The organism is Streptomyces sp. NBC_00659, from assembly GCF_036226925.1.
Classification (GTDB): domain Bacteria; phylum Actinomycetota; class Actinomycetes; order Streptomycetales; family Streptomycetaceae; genus Streptomyces.
The window spans coordinates 6,655,791-6,676,356 of the sequence record NZ_CP109031.1 but is presented as its reverse complement, the minus strand read 5'-3'; the positions used below and the strand labels follow the sequence as shown (position 1 = coordinate 6,676,356).

Here is a 20,566-nt window from a genome sequence, read left to right as displayed (position 1 = left end):
CGTCTCGGACCGGCAGGCCGGGCGGCCCGGACCGTCAGGCGGCCGGGCGCGGCGCGCGCTGGCAGCGCGGGCAGAAGTAGCTGGAGCGGTTCATCCAGGCCCGTCGGCGCATCGGGGTCCCGCAGCGGCGGCAGGGTTCGCCCTCACGCCCGTACGCGTCGAGCGAGCGGTCGAAGTAGCCCGACTCGCCGTTCACGTTGACGTACAGGCTGTCGAAGCTCGTCCCTCCGGCGGCGAGGGCGTCGTTCATGACGTCGCGGACGTGGCCGAGGAGTTCGGCGGTGCGCGGCCGGGTCATGGTTCCGGCCGGGCGTTCGTAGTGCAGCTTGGAGCGCCACAGCGCCTCGTCCGCGTAGATGTTCCCGACACCGCTGATCAGCGACTGGTCGAGCAGGGCGCGCTTGAGGGTCGTACGGCGGGCCCGCAGCGCGGTGTGGAACGCGGCGTCGTCGAAGAGGGGGTCGAGCGGGTCGCGGGCGATGTGCGCGATGACGTCGGGGAGGCCGTCCGGGGTGTTCTCGTGCAGGGACAGCCCGCCGAAGGTGCGCTGGTCGACGAAGCGCAGCTCGGTGCCGCGGTCGTCATCGAAGCGGACGCGGATGCGCAGATGCTTCTCCTCGGCGGCGTCCTCCGGCTGCACGAGGAGCTGACCGCTCATGCCGAGGTGCGCGAGCACGGAGTACGGCGAGTCGTCGAGCGGCAGCCACAGGTACTTGCCGCGGCGCATCGCCTCGCCCACCCGGTGCCCGGCGAGCGCCTTCGCGAAGCCGTCGGGGCCCGCCAGATGCCGCCGCACCGCCCGCGGATGCCGGACGTCCACGGATCGCACGACCCGCCCGGTGATCCAGCGCTCCAACCCCCGCCGCACGACTTCGACTTCGGGCAGCTCGGGCACGGGACTCCTCCTGAGGGGCGGACTGGGCCGGTGATGCCGGAAGGGTACATCGCACCCGGCGGCGGCCGTCGGCGGGCGGTTCGTCCCGGGAGGGGTCCGTCCCGGAAGGGGGAGGCGAGGTGGAGGCGGAACGCTGGGCGCTGGGCGCGGCAACTCGGGACGCGCGGCACGGCGACGCGCGACGCGGAACGCGCGGACCCCGCCGCGGCGCGAGTGCGCCGGGGCGGGGTCCGTTGGTGCGGGTCCCCCGCACGGGCCGCGAACACCGCGGTCCGTGCGGGGGGTGAAGGATTCAGGCCGTGGCCGTGTCGGTGGTGGGCGTCGAGGAGGTGTCGGCGGTCTCCTCGATGTCCTGAGCCGCCTGCTGGGCGGCACGAGCCGCCTGTTCGGCGGCCTGGGCCGACTTCGCGCGTTCGTCCGCGGCGGAGTGGATGGCACGCCACGCGGATTCCGCGGCCTGCTGCTCCGCCTCCTTCTTGCTGCGGCCGGTGCCGGTGCCGTACGAGACGCCTCCGACGCGGGCGGCAGCAGTGAAGACCTTCTCGTGATCCGGGCCGGTCTCCGTGACCAGGTACTCGGGAACCCCGAGCCCCTCGGTCGCGGTGAGTTCCTGGAGGCTGGTCTTCCAGTCCAGGCCGGCACCGAGATTCGAGGACTTCTCGATCAGCGGGTCGAAGAGCCGGTGGACGAGTTCGCCCGCAGCCTCCAGCCCCTGGTCGAGATAGACAGCGCCGATCACCGCTTCGAGGGTGTCGGCGAGGATGGACGCCTTGTCCCGGCCTCCCGTGCCTTCCTCGCCCCGGCCGAGCCGGATGAAGGAGCCGAGTTCGAGGCCGCGGCCCACCTCCGCAAGTGCACGAGAATTGACCACCGCGGCCCGCAGTTTGGCCAGTTGGCCCTCGGGCAGGTCGGGGTGGATGCGGTACAGCGTGTCCGTGACCACGAGGCCCAGTACGGAGTCCCCGAGGAACTCCAGACGCTCGTTGGTCGGCAGACCGCCGTTCTCGTACGCGTAGGAACGGTGGGTCAGCGCACGCACCAGAAGGGCGGACTCGAGCTTGTAGCCGAGCCGCCCTTCCAGAAGCGTGTGGGACGAGGCTGTGTTGTCCGCCTTTTTCTTGGCGGTTGAATCCGCCTTGGCGTCAGACATCAGACCTCTCACCAGCCGCTCAGACCTCGAGGACCTGGCGCTTGTTGTAGGTGCCACAGGCCGGGCACGCGATGTGCTGCAGCTTGGGCTCGTGGCAACGCTCGCACGCAACCAGGGTGGGGACCGCAGCCTTCCACTGCGACCGGCGGTGGCGCGTGTTGCTGCGCGACATCTTCCGCTTCGGAACAGCCACGGCTACTTCTCCTGCTTCTCGTCGGCGTGCGCTGATGGAAGCGCGCCGCCGCTCATCTCGTCCTTCTCGCCATCTTCGAGTGAACCGGCGAGTCCCTGCAGTGCCGCCCAACGGATGTCGACGGCGTCATGGTGGTGCTCCGGGTCGTCCGCGAGCCGGGCTCCGCATTCGGAGCACAGACCCGGGCAGTCGTCCTGGCACACCGGCTGCATCGGCAGTGCGAGCACCACCGCATCACGCAGCACGGGTTCGAGGTCGAACAATCCGTCCTCGAGAGGGAGCGTGTCCTCGTCTTCCTCGGCGTCGTCGGCCGGCTCCGCCTTGGGGCGGCCCCGGTCGTCGGCGTCAGGGTACGAGAACATCTCCTGGAAATCCGCTTCGAGCACCTGCTCAAGCGGCTCAAGACACCTTACGCACTCCCCCTCGGCCGATGCACGGGCGGTGCCTGTGACAAGCACCCCTTCCATGACCGACTCGAGACGAAGTTCGAGCTCCATCGGGGCGCCTTCCGGCACTCCGATGACACCCTGGATCCCGAGATCCCTGGGAGCGTCGATCGTGCGGGTCAGGCGCTGGAGCGCGCCAGGACGCCGCCCCAGCTCGTGTGTGTCGAACACGAGAGGATTGCGGTGGTCGAGGCGGGCGTTCAGAGCCATGACTGCTTTCGGTTCTCGATCTCAGGGGATGCCACCCCCGGTGTCCCGCGGGCAGCGTTGATCGCGGACGTACACGCGACCGAAGAGCCAGGATACTGGACCTTTCGCTCTCGGCCCAATCCGGTGCGCGCTCGCCCCCCGGCCGGCGGCGCGCGCCCCTCCTGACCGGGCGGTCAGTGGCCGCCGCGCCCCTGCTCGTACGCCCTGAGCTGGTCCGCGCTGATCATGCTGGTGTCGAAGAGGCTGGCCTCGTCGAGGGCGTGGTTCTGCTGGTCCATGGCGTGGGCCTGCTGCTGGGCGTAGGCCTGCTGGTTCTGGTCGTACCCCTGCTGGTCGTAGCCCTGCTGCTGATAGGCGGCGTACGGGTCTGCCTGCTGGTAGCCGTAGGCGTCCTGCTGCTGGGCGTACTGCTGCTGCTGGTAGCCGTACGGGTCGGCCTGCTGCTGGTAGCCGTACGCGTCCTGCTGCCCGTAGGACGGCTGGGCGGCTGGCTCCGGGGTCCGGGCGGCCGGCTCCGAGGTCCGGGCGCCCTGTTCGGGACCGTCGGAGAGCTCCGCGAGGCCGGCGAGGTAGTCGGCGTCGCTGGTGTGCGCCCCCGGCGTCCCGTCGTCCCCGAAGGAGCCGAGTTCGCCGAGGTCGTCGCTGGCGATCCGGCCCTGGAGCTTCTCCCGGCCGCGGCCGACGGCCTCCAGGGTCTTGGCGAGGACGGCCTCGAAGGCACCGAGCTTGACGTCGACGTACTCGTCGGCGTTACGGCGCAAGGTCTCCGGGTCGTAGCTGCGTTCGGGGGCGTCCTCGTCCTCGTAGCCCTGCTCGTCGAGGCCCGGGCCGGTGCCGAGGAGCTTCTCGCGGCCACGGCCGACGGAGCCGAGGGTCTTGGTGAGGACGACCTCGAAGTTGGCGAGCTGGGAGTCGACGTAGTCGTCGGCCTCCGCGCGGATCTCCTCGGCCTCCCTGCGGGACTCGTTCAGGATGCGGTCCGCCTCGTTCTGCGAGCGGCGGGCAACCTCGGTGTCGGAGATGAGCGAGCCGCGCTCGGCGTGCGCGGTCTCGATGATCCGCTCGGCCTCCTGACGGGCCCGCTCGACCATCTCCTCGCGTCCGCCGATCAGCTCCTGCGCCTGGGCGAGGGAGCCGGGCAGCGCCTGGCGCACCTCCTCCAGCAACGAGAGCAGCTCGGCGCGGTTGACCACGCACGATGCCGACATGGGCATGGAACGGGCACTGCCGACCGTCTGGACGATCTCATCGAGCTTCTTCTGCACGTCCACCGTGTGCTCGCCACTCTCTACAGCTGTGATGGAGACGGACGGGACGACTGTACGACCACACCCTTACCGTCCGACACCGGGTGACGGACTGTCAGTCGCTCAGTCCTGGCCGAGCCGCCCCTTGAGCGCCTCCAGGACCACCGGCGGCACCAGGTGGGAGATGTCACCGCCCCAGTTCGCGACTTCCTTCACCAGCGACGAGGAGAGGAAGCTGTAGGTGGGGCTGGTCGGGATGAACAGCGTCTCGACACCCGAGAGGCCGATGTTCATCTGGGCCATCTGGAGTTCGTAGTCGAAGTCGCTGACCGCGCGCAGGCCCTTGACGATGGCCGGGATGTCCCGCTGCTTGCAGTAGTCGACGAGGAGGCCGTGATAGGCCTCGACCTGGACGTTGCCGAACTCGGCCGTGACCTCGCGGATCAGCTCGATCCGCTCGTCGACCGTGAACAGGCCCTTCTTCGACTGATTGATCATCACCACGACGTGCACGACGTCGTAGAGCGCGGAGGCGCGGGCGATGATGTCGAGGTGTCCGTTGGTGATGGGGTCGAATGACCCCGGACAGACGGCGCGGCGCAACAGTGGTCCCTCGCTCTCCGGTCCGGTCATCGTGCGTCTTCGCACGTAGAGGCGGCGCGACCGTACCAAAACGTGCCCTCGCCGTAGCGACGGGCCCTGACGGCCTCGAAACCGTCCGGCCAGCCGAATTCACCGCCTCTGGTGCTGCGCTCCACGGTGACGAGCGCATCCTCCGCGAGCCAGCCCCCGGTGCGGAGTGTGAGCAGAATCTCCCGAAGATCGCCGTCCGCGACGACATACGGGGGGTCCAGGAAGACCAGGTCGTACGGTGCCTCGGGCGCCGCCGCCTTGACGATCTGCTCCGCTTTGCCCGCTCTGACCTCGGCGCCGGGCAGGCCCAGCGTCTTCACGTTGTCGCGGATGACCCTGGCCGCGCGGGCGTCCGCCTCCACGAGCAGGGTGTGTCCGGCACCGCGGCTGAGCGCCTCCAGGCCGACGGCGCCCGAGCCGGCGTACAGGTCGAGCACGCGCTCGCCCTCCAGCGGGCCGCCGAGCAGGGACTGCCAGGTGGAGAAGAGGCCCTCGCGCGCGCGGTCGGAGGTGGGGCGGGTGCCGGTGCCCGGCGGGACGGCCAGACGGCGTCCGCCGGCCCGGCCGGCGATCACGCGGGTCATGAGGGTCCTTTGCGCTGGGGGTGGTCGGTTCCTCCCAGTCTCTCAGCCGCCGGCCCCTCGCCGCCGCTCAGCCCTTGTCCAGGTACTGCTCCCGTTCCTCGTCCAGCAGGGCGTCCAGGGCGACGCGCAGGCCGGGCAGGCCCGTGAGATCCGGGTCCGCGGCGACGACCGCGGCGGCCTCCTCGCGGGCCTCCGCGATGATCTCCTCGTCCTCGATGACGGCGAGCATGCGCAGCGAGGAACGGACACCGGACTGTGCCTGGCCGAGGACGTCGCCCTCGCGGCGCTGTTCGAGGTCGATGCGGGAGAGCTCGAAGCCGTCCAGGGTCGAGGCCACCGCGTTCAGCCGCTGACGGGCCGGGCTCGCCTCCGGCATCTCGGAGACCAGCAGGCACAGCCCCGCCGCCGAGCCACGGCCGACCCGGCCGCGCAGCTGGTGGAGCTGGGAGACGCCGAAGCGGTCGGCATCCATGATCACCATGGCGGTGGCGTTCGGTACGTTCACCCCGACCTCGATCACGGTCGTGGCGACCAGGACGTGTGTCTCGCCCGCGGCGAAGCGGCGCATCACGGCGTCCTTGTCGTCGGGGTGCATCCTGCCGTGCAGGACTTCGACCCTGAGTCCCTGGAGGGGGCCCTTGGTGAGCTGGTCGGCGACGTCCAGGACGGCCAGCGGCGGGCGCTTCTCGGCCTCGTCCTCGGAGGACTTCTTCCTGCCGCCCTTCTTCGGGTCGTCGTCCTCGTCACCGATGCGGGGGCAGACGACGTACGCCTGATGGCCGTTCTCCACCTCTTCGCGCACGCGCTCCCAGGCGCGCGTGAGGAAGTGCGGTTTGTCCGCGGCCGGGACGACATGGCTGGCGATCGGGGACCGTCCGGCGGGGAGCTGGTCGAGCACGGAGGTCTCCAGGTCGCCGAAGACCGTCATCGCGACCGTGCGCGGGATGGGGGTGGCGGTCATCACCAGGAGGTGCGGGGGCTGTTTGCCCTTGCCGCGCAGGGCGTCGCGCTGCTCGACGCCGAAGCGGTGCTGTTCGTCGACCACGACCAGGCCCAGATCGTGGAACTGCACCTTGTCCTCGATCAGCGCGTGCGTGCCGATCACGATCCCGGCCTCGCCGGTGACCAGGTCGAGCAGCGCCTGCCGCCGGCCCGCCGCCCCCATGGAGCCGGTGAGCAGCACGACCTTCGTGGAGTGCTCGGCCCCGCCGAGCATGCCGCCCTCGGCCAGCTCGCCCATCATCTCGGTGACCGACCGGTGGTGCTGCTGGGCGAGCACCTCGGTGGGCGCGAGCATCGCGGCCTGCCCGCCGGCGTCGACCACGGCGAGCATGGCGCGCAGGGCCACCATTGTCTTCCCGCTTCCGACCTCCCCCTGGAGCAGCCGGTGCATCGGGTGTTCGGTGGCGAGGTCGTCGAAGATCTCCTTGGAGACCTTCCGCTGGCCCTCGGTGAGGGTGAAGGGGAGCTTGGCGTCGAAGGCGGTCAGCAGGCCGTCCGGCGCGGGGACGCGGGCGACGGCGGGGAGCTGGGCGTCGGCGTGGCGGCGGCGGGCCAGGGCGACCTGGAGGACGAAGGCCTCGTCCCACTTGAGGCGGGCGCGGGCGTCGTGGATGTCCGCCTTGGTGTGCGGGCGGTGGATCTTGAGGAGGGCCTCGGGGAGGGTGACCAGGCCGCGGCCGTCGCGCAGCGGGTCCGGGAGGGGATCGACCGCCTCCTGCGCGCTCGGCAGCACCGTCTGCACCGACTTGGCGATCTTCCAGGACTCCAGCTTGGCGGTCGCCGGGTAGATCGGGATGAGGGCGCCCGCCCAGCTGTCGACGCTCTCCGCGGCCTCGTCGCCCTCGCCGCGCAGCAGTTCGTAGGCCGGGTGGGCCAGCTGGAGACGGCGGTTGAAGAGGGAGGCCTTGCCGGAGAACATCGCGCGGGTGCCGGGCAGCAGGTCCTTGTGGGGCTTGTGCACGCCGTGCCCGAAGAAGACCAGCTGGAGGCGGCCGCTGCCGTCCGTGATGGTGACTTCGAGGCGCTGGCCCTTGCCGCGGGGCGCCTTGGAGGAGGCGAAGGTGAGCAGGCGCGCGTCGGCGACCTGGGCGACCACGGTCACGTGCTCGTCCAGCGGCAGGTCGGCGAGGTGGGTGAGCTGCCCGCGCTCCTCGTATCTGCGGGGGTAGTGGTGCAGCAGGTCGCCGACGGTGTGCAGGCCGAGGTGCTCGGCCATCACCTTCGCGGTGGCGGGACCGAGCGCCTTCTTCAGTGGTTCTTCGAGCACGGGCACGAGATCCATTGCACACCACGGCACTGACATTGCCGTATACGTCCTGGAAATCCGCTGGTCAGACGGCTCGTTCCGGGCCTAGGATGACGCGCTCCGGCCCTCTTCGCGGTCACCGCCCCCGGGACCGCCCGACCCCGCGCCGTGGCCCGTCCCCCCACCGACCGGCGCAGCGACGATGGACTCCCAGACCTCACAGCCGTCCCAGGCCTCCCCGTCACCTCATACGTTCCAGGTCGACCTGCGCGGTCTGGTCGACCTCCTCTCCCATCACCTCTACTCCAGCCCCAAGGTCTATCTGCGCGAGCTGCTGCAGAACGCCGTCGACGCGATCACCGCGCGGCGCGCCGAGCAGCCGGACGCCCCGGCCACCGTTCGGCTGTACGCCGAAGGCGGGACCCTGCGGGTGGAGGACTCCGGTGTCGGGCTCACCGAGTCCGACGTGCACAGTCTGCTGGCGACCATCGGCCGCAGTTCCAAGCGGAACGACGGCCTGGAGTCGGCGCGTTCGGACTTCCTCGGCCAGTTCGGGATCGGGTTGCTGGCGTGTTTCGTCGTCGCCGAGCGGATCCGGGTGGTCAGCCGCAGCGCCCGGATGCCCGATGCGGCGCCCGTCGAGTGGACGGCGGCCGACGACGGCTCGTACACGGTGCGCACCCTGCCGCACGAGGCGCGCGCCGAACCCGGCACCACCGTGCATCTGGTGGCGCGCGCCGGGGCCGGCGAGTGGCTGAGCGAGGAGCGGGTCCGTTCGCTGGCGCGCGATTTCGGCGCGCTGCTGCCGTACGACGTACGGGTCGGCGACGAGGCGATCGCGGACCTGCCCGCGCCCTGGGACCGGCCCTATCCGAGCCCCTCCGGCCGGCGGGTCGCCCTGGCCCGGCACTGCCGGGAGCTGTTCGGGTTCACTCCGCTGGACTCCATCGACCTGGACGTGCCGCTGGCGGGCATCCGGGGCGTGGCCTACGTGCTGCCGACGGCGGTCAGTCCCGCACAGCGCGCGACCCACCGTGTGCACCTGAAGGGCATGCTGCTCACCGAGCGGGCCGAACAGCTGCTGCCCGACTGGGCGTTCTTCGTGCGCTGCGTCCTCGACACGGACAGTCTGCGGCCCACCGCGTCGCGGGAGTCGCTGTACGAGGACGAGACCCTCGCCGCCGTACGGGAGGCGCTGGGCGAGCGCATCCGGTCCTGGCTGACCGGACTCGCGGCCGGCGATCCGGAACGGCTGGCCGCCTTCCTGTCCGTGCATCACCTGGGCGTGAAGTCGCTGGCCCGGCACGACGCGGAGATGCTGCGCACGATGCTGCCGTGGCTGCCCTTCGAGACGACCGACGGACGGCTGTCCCTGGAGGAGTTCGCGCAGCGGCACCCGGTGGTCCACTTCACCCGGACCGTGGAGGAGTACCGGCAGGTCGCGGCGATCGCCTCCGCGCAGGGTGTCGGGGTCGTCAACGGCGGCTACACGTACGACAGCGAGCTGATCGAGGCGCTGCCCGCCGTCCGTCCGGGTACGGCCGTCTCGGAGCTGGACGCGGACACCGTGACGGCCCACCTGGACACGGTCGACCCGGCCGAGGAGCTGGCGCTGGCCGGATTCCTCGCGGCCGCGCGGGCCCGGCTCGACCCGCTGAACTGCGATGTGGTGCTGCGCGCCTTCCACCCCCTGTCGGTGCCCGCCCTGCATCTGGACGACCGGTCGGCCCGCCACGAACAGGCCCGGGCGGAGGCCGAGGAGCAGGCCGACGACCTGTGGGCGGGCATCCTCGGCTCGCTGCGCGGCAGCGCCCCGCGCGCGCGTCTGGTCCTCAACCACCTCAATCCGCTGATCCGCAGGATCAGTTCGCTCGGTGATCCGGACCTGATAGGCACCGCCACGGAGTCCCTGTACGGACAGGCCCTGCTGATGGCCCAGCGCCCGCTGCGGCCCGCGGACTCGGCGCTGCTCAACCGCGCCTTCATCGGCCTCCTGGAGTGGGCCACCCACACCGACCCCGGAAAGGACGACCGGCGATGACCCCGGCCATGGACTTCGACACGCTGCGCCGGGCCATGGCGGACAACTACGAGCAGCCGGAGGGCCCCGGGCGCAACGCGCGCGCGGAGCAACTGCTCGTGGAGGCCGAGCAGCTGAACATCCCGCTCGCCGTCATCGAGGCGCTCGGACACCAGCTGAAGGTCTACAACTACAGCTCCGAGAAGGGCAAGATGTTCGTGCCCTTCGCGCGCCTGCTGCGCATGTGGGACGAACACCCGGAGGACTTCGACGAGTTCGAGATCCACTCCCTGCACTGGGTCTTCAAGTGGATGTCGGCGGGCATGCTCGACCAGCCGCACGTCCCGCTCGCCTCCATAGAGAAGTGGCTCGGCGAGATGGAGCGGCGCTACCGCCTCGCCGGTCACTCCGAACGGGCCGTGCGCGGCGCCGAGTTCAGCGTCGCCGCCCATCTGGGCGACCTGGAGCGCGCCGAACGGGCGTACACCGCCTGGCTGGCGGCGGACCGCGACGCGATGGCCGACTGCCACGCCTGCGAGCTGCACGGGCAGGGGTGGTGGCGCGCGGTGCGCGGCGCGGACGAGGAGGCGCTGGAGCTGTGGGCGCCGGTGCTTCAGGGCGAGTACACCTGCGCCCATGAGCCGCACACCATCCTCGCGTCCTCCCTGCTGCCGCTGCTGCGCCTGGGACGGATCGAGGAGGCACGCTCCCATCATCTCCGGGGTTTCCGGCTGGTGCGGGCCATGGAGAGCATGCGGGGCGCGTACGCGGACCATGTGGAGTTCTGTGCCCTGACCGGCAACGAGGCGCGCGCCCTGGAGCTGCTCGCGGAGCGCCCGGCCTATTTCACGGACTCCGGTGATCCGCGCAGCCAACTGGACTTCATGTCGGTCGTGGCGCTCGCCATGGACAGGCTGACCGCCCTCGGGCTCGGCAAGCAGCCGGTTCCCGGGCCCGCGGGGCGCGGGTGGACGGCGGCGGAACTCGCCGTGCACGCGCGCGGGGAGGCGCTCGCGCTGGCCGCGCGGTTCGACGAGCGCAACGGCACGTCGTACATCGGTGAGCGGGCCCGCGCGCGCATGGACCAGCCGGTGCTCGTCGGCCGGCTGCCGCTGGGCGTTCGCTCCGCGGCCCCGGCACGCTCCGGGTCCCGTCCGTCGGCGCCGGTGCCCGCGCCTCCGGGGGAGGCCGGGGCCGAGGCCGCCGAGCCGGGCCTGGACGCGCTGCTCGCCGAGGCCCGGCGGCTCTCGGCGCTGCGGGACCCGGACGCGGTCGAGGCGTGGGCGGCGGTCGCGCGCGCCGCCGAGGGCCAGGAGTTGGCGGTCCGCGACCGCGCGGAGATCGCCGATCACGCGGCCATGGGCCTCGGGCCGCAGGGCGCCGCGCTCTTCCACCGGGCCGCCGGGCTGTACGCCGAGGCGGGCGACCCGGGTGAGGCGCTGGCGGCCCGTTCCCGCGCCGTGTACGTCCAGGCGCTGGCGGGCGGGTCCGCGCAGGCCCTGGAGGTCGTCACGGAGCTGCGCGCGCAGGTGCTCGCCCTGTTCGCGGAGGGTGGGACGGGGGTCGCGCAGACGGCGTCCGTGCTGGTGAGCCGGGCCCGGACGCTGATGCACCGGGTGGACGAACTGGAGACCGGCGCGGTGAGCGGGCAGACGCCCTCCGCCAGCGACAGCGACACCGGCTCCGGCTACGGATCCGAGGCCGCTGTCATGGCCGCCGCCGACGAGGCCGCGCGGGAGCTGCTGGCCCTCGCGGAGGCGCACGCCGGGGACGACGTGGGCCTCACGTCGCGGGCCGCCGAGGCGTACGCGATGCTCGGGGAGCTCGCGGCCCGCGCCGACGACGCCGAAGCGGCCGCCGGACTCCTGCGGTGCGCCGTCGACGGGTTCGTGGCGGCGGGGCTGCCGTGGTTCGCCGTCGAGTACGACTCCCGGCTCGCCGGGATCGCGACGCATCTCGGCGACATGGAGGCGGCGGAACGGGCGACGCGCGACGCGCTGGATCACGGGGGCTCCCATCTGGAGCCGATGGGCCATGCCCAGCTGCATCTCCGGCTCGCCGAGACGCTCGCCGCCACCGGGCGGTTCGGCCCCGCCTCGGAGCATGCCCTGGAGGCCGCGCACTGGGCCGACGAAGCGGGCGAGGCGGCCACGTTCGGAGCCTGGGCGCGCCACCACCTCGGTGGGTTCCTGCTCCGCCGGGGCCGGTGGGCCGAGGCCGCCGAGATCCTGGAGTCGGCGCTGCCGGATCTGACCGCCGAGATGCACGGCGAGGGCACGATCGTGCAGACGCGCTGGTGGCTCGGCGACTGTCTCACCGAGCTCGGCGAACACCGCGGGGCCGCCGAGCACTGGCTGCGCGCCGCCGACACGGCCCGGCACTGGCCCGAGCAGCGCGACCACGCGATGCTCGCGAACCTCGCGGCCGAGGCCCTCACGCACGCCGGGATGACCGCCCAGGCCGATCAGGCGTACGTCCGTGCCGGCGACCTCTGGCGCGAGCTGGGCAACGTCGACGGGCTCGTCCGCGCGCTCCGGGCACGCGCGTGGGGCGCGGCCCGGCGGGACGGAGGGCTCGACGAGGCGCGGGAGCTCATGGCGGAGGCGATCCAGGAGTGCGCGTCGGCGGCCGAGGGCCGGACGGCCGCCACGGACTCGCCGGGGGCCGGACAGCCGGGCGGAGCGGACGGCCCGTCCGAGGCCGGGGCGGCGAGGACGGACCGCGCCGCCGGGGTCGGTGACGGGTCCGGGGCCGGTGACGGGTCCGGGGCCGGTGACGGGTCCGGGGCCGGTGACGGGTCCGGGGCCGGTGACGGGTCCGGGGCCGGTGACGGGTCCGGGGCCGGTGACGGGTCCGGGGCCGGTGACGGGTCCGGGGCCGGTGACGGTGTCGAAAGCGAGGACGCGGAAGCGGAGGCCGAGGCGGGGCGCCGTCTCGTCGCCGAACTCGCGCACACCCACCGTCAGTTCGGTGACCTGGTGACGCGCTCGGTACCGGACGACGCGGAGGAGGCCGTCGTACGGGAGGCGCTCGAGGAGGCCCTCGGGCACATGGTCCGGGCGATCACCGTGTTCGCCTCCCTCGGCGACTCGCTGCTCGGTGCCCGGACGGGCGCCGAACTGGCGGCAGGCTGGCTGGAGGCCGACCTGGGGCGCCACGAGGCCGCGTCGGCCCGCGCGGGCACGGTCCTCGCCGTGTGCGACCGGCTGGACGCGGAGACCGCCGGGGCCCGGCGGGCCGAGGCCGAGAAGATGCGCAAGCTCACGGAGAAGGCCGGCTAGGAGCTGTCCGGCCGTTCCCGTCGTCGCCGGCAGGGCGGGCGGGAGCGGCCTGGGGCTTGTCAGACGGGAATTGTCAGACAAGCCCTAGCCCCGCGGCGGACGGGCGGGCCCGGGATCCGGGTCGTCGCCGGCGCGGATCGTCTCGGCCGCGCGGCGCAGTTCGCCGAGGACCGTCCGTACGGCCTTGCGGGCCGCGCTCTCGGGACGGTGGAGCACGTCGATGCGGCGTACGGCGTGGACCCCGGTCAGCGGTCTGAGGACCAGGGCGGGATGCGGGCGTGTGGTCCAGCGGGGCATCAGGGCGAGGCCGCCTCCCGCGGCGACGGTCTCCGCGACCACCGCGAACTCGTTGATGCGGTGGACGATGTCGAGCCGCCGGTTCGCGGCGGTCGCGATGGCGTCGACGGTGGCCATCAGCGGGAAACCGTCGTGCACGGTGATCCAGGGCAGACCCGCGACATCGTCCGGGGTCAGGCTCGCCTCGCGGGCCAGCGGGTGGTCGGCCGGCAGGGCGACGTCGAGGGGTTCGCTCAGCAGCGTGGTCGCGGTGACGGTGCGCGGCCAGGGCGGGGTGTGCGCGAGATGGTGGGCGAGCACGAGGTCGTAGTCCCGGGTCAGCCGGGGGAAGTGGTCCTGCGCCACGTCCTGGTCGGCGAGCGAGAGCCGCGGGGCCGTCTCGGCCCGGTCGCGCAGCAGGACCGGGAAGAACGTGGCGGCCTCGCTGTGGAAGGCGGCCACCGACACGTCTCCGGCCGGCTCCCCGACGAACTCGTCCACGCAGTGCCGTGCCCGGGCGAGGGCGCTCTCCACCTCGATCGCCGCACCGGCCAGCACCCGCCCGGCGTCCGTCAGCACCAGCCGTCGTCCGTCGCGTTCGGTGAGCGGGACCGGGATCGAGCGTTGCAGCAGGCGCAGGTGCTGCGAGACCGCCGAGGGAGTCATCAGGAGCGCCTCCGCCACGGCGGTGACACTTCCCAGCTCGCCCAGTTCACGCAGGATCCGCAACTGCCGCTCGTTCACCCGTTCATTGTAGTGATGCTTAAAAGACCTTGAAGAACTTCCGTCTGGGCTTCATGGTCGGTGTACGGGAGTGTGTGGGGCGTGTCCCGAGTCCGCAGCACCGACGCGGTGCTTCTCCTTGTCGCCGTCGTCTGGGGTTCCAGTTATCTGGCCGCCAAGACCGCCACGTCGGCGCTCCCCGTCCTGCTCGTCCTGTTCGCCCGGTACGGCATCTCCGCCGTCGCCTGCGTCGCCCTGGTCGCCGCCCGGCGCCGGACCCGGCGCTGCACGCGCGACGAGCTGCGCGTCGGGGCCCTGCTGGGGGTCACTCAGGCGGCGGTCCTGATCCTGGAGACGTACGGGGTCGCGCACACCAGCGCGGCCAACGCGGGCCTGATCATCAGCCTCACCATCGTCCTCACCCCGCTGCTGGACCGTACGTCCGGCGCGGCGCGGCTGCCGCTTCGCTACTTCGCCGCCACCGGCCTGTGTCTGCTGGCCGTCGGGCTCCTGGTGTCGGGCAGCGGCTTCCACTCCCCTCGCGGCGGTGACCTGCTGATCCTCGCCGCCGCCCTGGTCCGCGCGGCCCATGTGGCCCTGGTGGGGCGGCTCACCGCCCGTCACCCGGTTCGGCCGTTGCACGTCACGGCCGTCCAGACGGTCGTCGGCGCCGTCCTGTTCACGGTGCCCGTCGCGGGCAGCCTGACGACGCTCGGCGGGGTCGACGCCGGGGGCTGGGCACGGCTTCTCTATCTCGCCCTGTTCTGCGGCCTGTTCGCCTTCCTCGCCCAGACCTGGGCCGTGCAGCGCAGTTCCGCGAGCCGGGTCAGTCTGCTGCTGGGCACCGAGCCGGTCTGGGCCGTCGCGGTCGGCCTCGCCCTGGGCGGCGAACACCTGACGGCCCTCACCGCCCTCGGTGCCGTGGTCATGGTCGCCGGGACCTACTGGGGGCAGGCCGTCGAACGCGTCCACCGGACGGCCGGGACCCCGGAACTCCCCCGGCGGTCCGAGGTGCCCGCGGAGGCCTGACCGCCGGCACCCGGGTCCGCTACTCGACCCCGATCAGCAGCAACGCGCCCTGGCGCCCGCCCCGGTACACCACGGTGTCCACCGCGAGGTACGACTCCCGCACCCGGGACTCCAGGCGCGCGGCGATGGTCTCGGGGGCCTCGTCGCCCAGGACGAGGGTGACCATCTCGCCGCCCGCCGAGAGCATGCGGTCGAGGACGGTCTCGGCCGTGGCGGTCACGTCGGCGCCGATGACGGCGACGTCGCCGTCGATGAGGCCGAGAACGTCTCCGGCCTGGCAGATGCCGGCCATCGTCCAGGACTGCCGTTCGGCGACGGCGACCTCGGCGTAGCGGGTGGCGCCGGCCGCCGAGGTCATGGCGACGACATCCTCGTCGAAGCGGCGGTCGGGTTCGTGCACGGCCAGCGCGGCGATGCCCTGCACCGCGGAGCGGGTCGGGATCAGCGCGACCCGGACGCCCTCGGCGCGGGCCTGTTCGGCGGCGGCCGCCGCGGTGTGCCGCAGGTCGGCGTCGTTGGGCAGCAGCACCACCTCGCGCGCGTGGGCCCGTCGTACGGCCTCCACCAGCTCCCCGCTGGCGGGCGGCTCCCCCGGCCGGGCGAGGACGGTCGTCGCCCCGGCCTCCGTGTAGAGCCCGGCCAGGCCCTCGCCGGGCACGACGGCCACGACGGCCCGCTGCGCCCGCTCCCGGGGCGGGCGCCCCGTCCCGGCTCCGGTGTGCGCGTCACCGAGCCCGAAGTGGGTGATCCTGATGCGGTGCGGACGCCCCGCCTCGACGCCCGCCTCGACGGCCGCGCCCGCGTCGTCCACGTGCACATGGACGTTCCACAGGCCGTCGCCGCCGACCACGACGAGGGAGTCGCCGAGGCCGTCGAGCCGGTCCCGCAGCCGCTCCACGGCGGCGTCCTCCGCTTCCAGGAGGTAGATCACCTCGAAGGCGGGATGGCCGGTCTCCGCGGCCACGTCCCCGCAGGCTGCCGTCGCGTCGGCGCCGTGACCGTCCGGCACGTCCGGCCCGGCGGCACCGGAGCCGCCGGCTCCGGCGTCGACATCCGGGGTGCCGATCCGGCCGGGCACACCCTTGGTGCCGGGAACGGCCCCCTCCGCCGGCTCATGCGGTGCGGCGGAGGCCGCGAACGGTCTCGGCGCCTCCCCCGTGAACGTCTCGACCAGCGCCGCCAGGACCGCCACCAGTCCTCGCCCGCCCGCGTCGACCACGCCGGCGTGCCGCAGGACGGCGAGCTGCCCGGTGGTCGCGGCGAGCGCCGTGCCCGCTCCCTCGTGGGCGGCGAGCGCGACCGTGCCGCAGTCCCCCTCGGCGCCGCAGGCCGCTTCGGCGGCGGCCGAGGCGACGGTGAGGACCGTGCCCTCGACGGGGTGCGCGACGGCCCCGCGAGCGGAATCGGCGGCGTTGCGCAGCGCGAGGCACAGGCCCCGGCCATCGGTGTGAGCGGCCTCGCCCTCGGCCGCGAGCACCTGGGCCATGCCCCGCAGCAGCTGGGCGAGGATCGTTCCGGAGTTGCCCCGGGCCCCGATCAGGGCGCCGTGCGCCATGGCCCTGATGGCGTCGGCGAGGGAGACGTCGCTCTCACCGGCGGCCCCGGCTCCTTCGGCCGTCGCGGCCGCCTCGTGCCCCGCGAACACCGCCTCGACGGCCGCCGCCGCCGACTCCACCGTCAGATACAGGTTCGTCCCGGTGTCCCCGTCGGCGACCGGGTAGACATTGATCGCGTCGATCTCCTCGCGCGCACGGCCCAGGGCCTCCAGCGCGAGCCCGCACCAGGTGCGCACCGCGACAGCATCGAATGTCTGCGGCACCTGCGGCACCTGCGCCTCCTTGAGCTGCTGGACGTGGGAGGCAGCGTAGACCCAGAACGGGTTACTGCCGGTAGAGGGTCCCGGGCCCGAGGAGGGCGGAGTGGCAACCGGCAGGTCATGGTAGTTTCGTTCTCCGGACGCAGTCGTTGTATGCTGCTCCAGTTGCCCGATCCGATCGGGCCATCCCCCTGGCAGCGCCACTCAGATCCTAGATCTTGATCCTCGGCATGCCGGGATCAACCGTAAATGCATCTGAAGTCTTTGGAGTGACCCGTGGCTGCCAACTGCGATGTCTGCGGCAAGGGGCCGGGCTTCGGCAACAACATCTCGCACTCGCACCGCCGTACACCGCGTCGCTGGAACCCCAACATCCAGCGCGTTCGTACCGTGGTGGGCGGGACGCCGAAGCGCGTGAACGCTTGCACCTCGTGCATCAAGGCCGGCAAGGTCACGCGCTGACAACCGCTAGCGCGCGGCCACTGCTGGTTCGCTTGCACTGAACCCGTCCACCTCACGGTGGGCGGGTTTTTTGCTGCCCGCGTTCCGTCGGCCGCCCGAGCGCCCGGGGATGCACCCCGGGCGCCGGGGGCTCAGGACTCGATGCCCCCGAAGTGGTCCCAGCCGCCCTTTCTCGTCCAGGGAGCGCCGTCCACGGTCACCCGGGGCAGCGCCGACGGGTTGAGGACCTCGCCGATCACCTTCCAGCGCGCGGGCAGTTTCACGTCGGGCGGGAAGGTGGCGACGATCGCGTGGTCCTCGCCGCCGGTGAGCACCCACTGGATGGGGTCGACCCCCACGGCCTGACCGATGTCGTTCATCTGCGAGGGGATGTCGATGTCCCCGGAACGGATGTCGATACGGACCTTGCTCGCCTCGGCGATGTGCCCGAGGTCGGCGATCAGGCCGTCGCTGACATCCGTCATCGAGGTCGCGCCGAGCCCGGCGGCGGCCGGACCCGCGTGATACGGCGGTTCGGGGCGACGGTGGGCCTCGACGAAGGCGCGCGGCGAGCGGAAGCCCCGGGAGAGCACCGCGAACCCGGCCGCGGACCAGCCCAGCCAGCCCGTCACGGCGACGACGTCACCGGGCTGGGCACCGCCCCGGGTGACCGGCTCGTGGTTGCGCAGATCGCCGAGCGCGGTGATCGCGACGGTGATGGTCTCCCCCCGTACGACATCACCGCCGACCACGGCGGCGCCCGCGACCTGGCACTCGTCGCGCAGCCCGTCCATCAGCTCCGAGGGCCAGGTGGCCGGGAGCTCGGCGGGCACGACCAGGCCGAGCAGCAGCGCGGTCGGCACGGCGCCCATCGCGGCGATGTCCGCGAGGTTCTGTGCGGCGGCCTTGCGGCCGACGTCGTACGCCGTGGACCAGTCGCGGCGGAAGTGACGCCCTTCGAGGAGGATGTCGGTGCTCGCCACGACCCTGCGGTCCGGCGCTGCCACCACCGCGGCGTCGTCGCCGGGGCCGACCCGGACCGCCGGGGTGGTGGTGAGACGCGAGGTGAGCTCTCGGATGAGCCCGAACTCCCCCAACTCGCCCACGGTGCCCTTCATGATCGTCGTGCTCCCTCTGTCGCTGCTCGTGCCCGGTCGCGAGCCGTCTGAGTACTCGGTACGGTCGAGTTGACCGTCAACTTGCGCAGTCCCTCCACCCCGGCGCGCGAGCCCCAGTGACCGCGGGTCTCCCCGCGGCGAGCGGCAACGCGATACCGTGGCGTTCCTTTTCCCCACATGATCCTCGTGGCCGCCCTGGAGGTTCCGTGGTACAGGCGTACATCCTGATCCAGACGGAGGTCGGCAAAGCGTCGACCGTCGCCGAGACGATCGCCAAGATCCCGGGGGTGATCCAGGCCGAGGACGTGACCGGACCCTACGACGTGATCGTGCGCGCCCAGGCCGACACCGTCGACGCACTCGGTCGCATGGTGGTGGCCAAGGTCCAGCAGGTGGACGGCATCACCCGCACCCTGACCTGTCCGGTCGTGCACCTGTAGCCCCCGTCTACCCTTGGCCGGTGAACTTCTTCCGTCACCGGCACACCGCTTCCCCCGGGCTGCCCGTTCTCGCGGCACTGATCGCGATCGCGGGCTGCTCCTCAGCAGACGACAGCGCGTCCGTCGCGGTTCCGAGCCCGGACACGAAGGTCACCGAGCTGTGCCAGAACCTGGACAAGGCGCTGCCGCGGACCGTGGACGGCCGGCGCCGGGAGGACCCGGAGCCCCGGTCCGCGCTGACCGCGGGCTGGGGAAGCCCGGCGATCATACTGCGCTGCGGTGTCGAGCGGCCGCCGAAGATGATCGATCCGAAGGTGGCGGCGGGCGACGACCCGAAGGCGGTGGGCGGCGGAGTGAACGGCGTCGACTGGCTGATGGAGACGCAGGACGACGGGACGACCCGCCTCACCACCGCGTCGCGTCTGGCGTACGTCCAGGTCACCGTGCCCGAAGGGGCCGATGCCTCCGGCGTGCTCGTCGACCTGGCCACCTCCGTCAAGAAGGCGATCCCCAAGGGGATCGCCGACTGACGTGCTGGTCCCGCGACGTACTCAGCGCAGTCCGGTGGACCGCCGAAGCGCCGCCTGGATCAGGCGGTCGACGAGCTCCGCGTAGCCGACGCCCGTCTCCCGCCACATGCGCGGGTACATGGAGATCGGCGTGAAGCCCGGCATCGTATTGATCTCGTTGATCACGAACTCGCCGTCCTCGGTGAGGAAGAAGTCCGCGCGGACCAGGCCCTCGCAGGACGCCGCGTCGAAGGCCTCGACGGCCAGACGGCGGACCTCCGCGGTCTGCTCCTCGGTGAGCGGCGCCGGCACGATCCCGTCGGCGGCGTCGATGTACTTGGCCTCGAAGTCGTAGAACGCGTGCGACTGCACGGGCGGGATCTCCGCGGGGACCGACGCGCGCGGGCCGTCCTCGAACTCCAGGACTCCGCACTCGATCTCGCGGCCGCGCAGCAGCGCCTCCACGATGATCTTCGGGTCGTGCCGCTGGGCCTCCTCGATGGCCTCGTCGAGGCCCGAGAGGTCGTCGACCTTCGTGATGCCGAACGAAGAACCCGCGCGCGCGGGCTTCACGAAGAGCGGCCAGCCGTGCTCACCCGCGAAGTCGACGATCTTCTTGCGGGCGGCGGCCTCGTCCTGCTGCCACTCGCGCGGCCGGATCACCACGTACGGGCCCACCTTCAGGCCGAACGAGGTGAACACCCGCTTCATGTAGTCCTTGTCCTGGCCGACGGCCGAGGCGAGGACGCCCGAGCCGACGTAGGGGACCCCGGACAGTTCCAGCAGGCCCTGGAGGGTGCCGTCCTCGCCGTAAGGGCCGTGCAGCATCGGGAAGACGACGTCGACCTCACCGAGCGCCTTGGGGACCGACCCCGGCTCGTTGTAGACGACTTCACGGCTGGCCGGGTCGACGGGGAGCACCACGCCGCCCTCGCCGGACTCGGCGAGCTGCTCGACGCTGGGCTGCTTGCGGTCGACGATCGCCATGCGTTCCGGCTCGTCCGCGGTGAGCGCCCAACGGCCGTCCTGGGTGATGCCGATCGGCAGTACGTCGTACTTCGTACGGTCGATCGCGCTGAGGACGGCGCCGGCGGTGACCACGGAGATCCCGTGTTCGGAGCTTCGGCCGCCGAAGACGACGGCCACGCGCGGCTTGCGCGTCGGCTGCTCAGGGCTCTGGGGGAGGTTCTCGGTGCTCATATCGGGTTGAGAGTACCCGGTGGTACGGCGGTGAGTCAGCGCCCCACGGCGGCTGTTGCTCAGCGTCGTACCCACCGTTGCGGAGCGTCGCCCACCTGGTGGTTCGG

General features: G+C 72.4%; 18 protein-coding genes. 6 read left to right on the top strand and 12 right to left on the bottom strand.

Annotation, left to right across the window (positions count from 1 at the left end):
* Positions 1 to 34: 34 nt before the first annotated feature.
* The 8 genes from mutM to recG form a co-directional block, all read right to left on the bottom strand.
* Positions 35 to 895, bottom strand: a complete 861-nt coding sequence (gene mutM, locus OG410_RS29275; RefSeq protein ID WP_329301840.1) for a bifunctional DNA-formamidopyrimidine glycosylase/DNA-(apurinic or apyrimidinic site) lyase — start codon at positions 893 to 895, stop codon at positions 35 to 37.
* A gap of 292 nt (positions 896 to 1,187) precedes the next feature.
* Complete coding sequence (gene rnc / locus OG410_RS29270; protein WP_328671679.1) at positions 1,188 to 2,045, bottom strand: ribonuclease III; 858 nt, start codon at positions 2,043 to 2,045, stop codon at positions 1,188 to 1,190.
* Positions 2,046 to 2,064: 19 nt separating this feature from the next.
* Positions 2,065 to 2,238, bottom strand: coding sequence for a 50S ribosomal protein L32 (gene rpmF, locus OG410_RS29265; protein WP_006139588.1), 174 nt, complete (start codon positions 2,236 to 2,238; stop codon positions 2,065 to 2,067).
* A 2-nt stretch (positions 2,239 to 2,240) separates the two neighbouring features.
* A complete protein-coding gene (locus OG410_RS29260; RefSeq protein WP_329301839.1) occupies positions 2,241 to 2,894 on the bottom strand; it encodes a YceD family protein in 654 nt (217 codons plus the stop codon).
* 173 nt (positions 2,895 to 3,067) lie between these two features.
* Entirely contained in the window at positions 3,068 to 4,165 is a 1,098-nt protein-coding gene (locus OG410_RS29255) for a cell division initiation protein (protein WP_329301838.1), read from the bottom strand.
* 99 nt (positions 4,166 to 4,264) lie between these two features.
* Entirely contained in the window at positions 4,265 to 4,744 is a 480-nt protein-coding gene (gene coaD / locus OG410_RS29250; protein WP_326790782.1) for a pantetheine-phosphate adenylyltransferase, read from the bottom strand.
* A 26-nt stretch (positions 4,745 to 4,770) separates the two neighbouring features.
* Positions 4,771 to 5,358, bottom strand: a complete 588-nt coding sequence (rsmD, locus tag OG410_RS29245) for a 16S rRNA (guanine(966)-N(2))-methyltransferase RsmD (protein ID WP_329301837.1) — start codon at positions 5,356 to 5,358, stop codon at positions 4,771 to 4,773.
* Between the two features lie 67 nt (positions 5,359 to 5,425).
* Entirely contained in the window at positions 5,426 to 7,642 is a 2,217-nt protein-coding gene (recG, locus tag OG410_RS29240; protein WP_329301836.1) for an ATP-dependent DNA helicase RecG, read from the bottom strand.
* Positions 7,643 to 7,808: 166 nt separating this feature from the next.
* On the opposite strand from recG, the gene OG410_RS29235 reads away from it, so the two are divergent.
* Both OG410_RS29235 and OG410_RS29230 read left to right on the top strand, forming a co-directional pair.
* A complete protein-coding gene (locus tag OG410_RS29235) occupies positions 7,809 to 9,647 on the top strand; it encodes an HSP90 family protein (protein WP_329301835.1) in 1,839 nt (612 codons plus the stop codon).
* The gene (locus tag OG410_RS29230) at positions 9,644 to 12,907 is read left to right on the top strand and encodes a tetratricopeptide repeat protein (RefSeq protein WP_329301834.1); all 3,264 of its coding nucleotides are present in this window, start codon (positions 9,644 to 9,646) and stop codon (positions 12,905 to 12,907) included. Before OG410_RS29235 ends, OG410_RS29230 begins: the two co-directional genes overlap by 4 nt.
* Positions 12,908 to 12,991: 84 nt before the next feature.
* Here the strand turns inward: OG410_RS29230 and OG410_RS29225 are convergent, their stop codons facing one another.
* The gene (locus tag OG410_RS29225; RefSeq protein WP_329301833.1) at positions 12,992 to 13,927 is read right to left on the bottom strand and encodes a LysR family transcriptional regulator; all 936 of its coding nucleotides are present in this window, start codon (positions 13,925 to 13,927) and stop codon (positions 12,992 to 12,994) included.
* Between the two features lie 81 nt (positions 13,928 to 14,008).
* Between OG410_RS29225 and OG410_RS29220 the strand changes: the two genes are divergently transcribed.
* Positions 14,009 to 14,935 (top strand): DMT family transporter, encoded by a 927-nt coding sequence (locus OG410_RS29220; RefSeq protein WP_329301832.1) that lies wholly within the window; start codon positions 14,009 to 14,011, stop codon positions 14,933 to 14,935.
* Between the two features lie 19 nt (positions 14,936 to 14,954).
* On the opposite strand, the gene OG410_RS29215 is transcribed toward OG410_RS29220, so the two are convergent.
* A complete protein-coding gene (locus OG410_RS29215) occupies positions 14,955 to 16,763 on the bottom strand; it encodes a DAK2 domain-containing protein (protein ID WP_329301831.1) in 1,809 nt (602 codons plus the stop codon).
* Positions 16,764 to 17,027: 264 nt separating this feature from the next.
* Here OG410_RS29215 and rpmB point away from each other — a divergent pair, with 264 nt between their 5' ends.
* A complete protein-coding gene (rpmB, locus tag OG410_RS29210; protein WP_037625034.1) occupies positions 17,028 to 17,213 on the top strand; it encodes a 50S ribosomal protein L28 in 186 nt (61 codons plus the stop codon).
* A 131-nt stretch (positions 17,214 to 17,344) separates the two neighbouring features.
* Here rpmB and OG410_RS29205 read toward each other — a convergent pair whose 3' ends face one another.
* Entirely contained in the window at positions 17,345 to 18,310 is a 966-nt protein-coding gene (locus OG410_RS29205) for a thiamine-phosphate kinase (RefSeq protein WP_329301830.1), read from the bottom strand.
* Between the two features lie 206 nt (positions 18,311 to 18,516).
* On the opposite strand from OG410_RS29205, the gene OG410_RS29200 reads away from it, so the two are divergent.
* Both OG410_RS29200 and OG410_RS29195 read left to right on the top strand, forming a co-directional pair.
* On the top strand, positions 18,517 to 18,750 hold the full coding sequence (locus tag OG410_RS29200; protein ID WP_326785316.1) for an Lrp/AsnC family transcriptional regulator: 234 nt from the start codon (positions 18,517 to 18,519) through the stop codon (positions 18,748 to 18,750).
* A 20-nt stretch (positions 18,751 to 18,770) separates the two neighbouring features.
* Positions 18,771 to 19,280 carry a DUF3515 domain-containing protein gene (locus OG410_RS29195; RefSeq protein WP_329301829.1) on the top strand — a complete coding sequence of 170 codons (510 nt, stop codon included), beginning with the start codon at positions 18,771 to 18,773 and terminating at the stop codon, positions 19,278 to 19,280.
* A gap of 21 nt (positions 19,281 to 19,301) precedes the next feature.
* On the opposite strand, the gene OG410_RS29190 is transcribed toward OG410_RS29195, so the two are convergent.
* The gene (locus OG410_RS29190) at positions 19,302 to 20,459 is read right to left on the bottom strand and encodes a D-alanine--D-alanine ligase family protein (protein ID WP_329301828.1); all 1,158 of its coding nucleotides are present in this window, start codon (positions 20,457 to 20,459) and stop codon (positions 19,302 to 19,304) included.
* Positions 20,460 to 20,566: the final 107 nt, after the last annotated feature.

Coding starts and splice junctions, on each gene's coding strand:
- OG410_RS29230 (WP_329301834.1), top strand. CDS start 9,644: ATGACCCCGGCCATGGACTTCGACACGCTGCGCCGGGCCATGGCGGAC.
- recG (WP_329301836.1), bottom strand. CDS start 7,642: ATGGATCTCGTGCCCGTGCTCGAAGAACCACTGAAGAAGGCGCTCGGT.
- OG410_RS29260 (WP_329301839.1), bottom strand. CDS start 2,894: ATGGCTCTGAACGCCCGCCTCGACCACCGCAATCCTCTCGTGTTCGAC.
- OG410_RS29235 (WP_329301835.1), top strand. CDS start 7,809: ATGGACTCCCAGACCTCACAGCCGTCCCAGGCCTCCCCGTCACCTCAT.
- rsmD (WP_329301837.1), bottom strand. CDS start 5,358: ATGACCCGCGTGATCGCCGGCCGGGCCGGCGGACGCCGTCTGGCCGTC.
- OG410_RS29205 (WP_329301830.1), bottom strand. CDS start 18,310: ATGAAGGGCACCGTGGGCGAGTTGGGGGAGTTCGGGCTCATCCGAGAG.
- OG410_RS29190 (WP_329301828.1), bottom strand. CDS start 20,459: ATGAGCACCGAGAACCTCCCCCAGAGCCCTGAGCAGCCGACGCGCAAG.
- rnc (WP_328671679.1), bottom strand. CDS start 2,045: ATGTCTGACGCCAAGGCGGATTCAACCGCCAAGAAAAAGGCGGACAAC.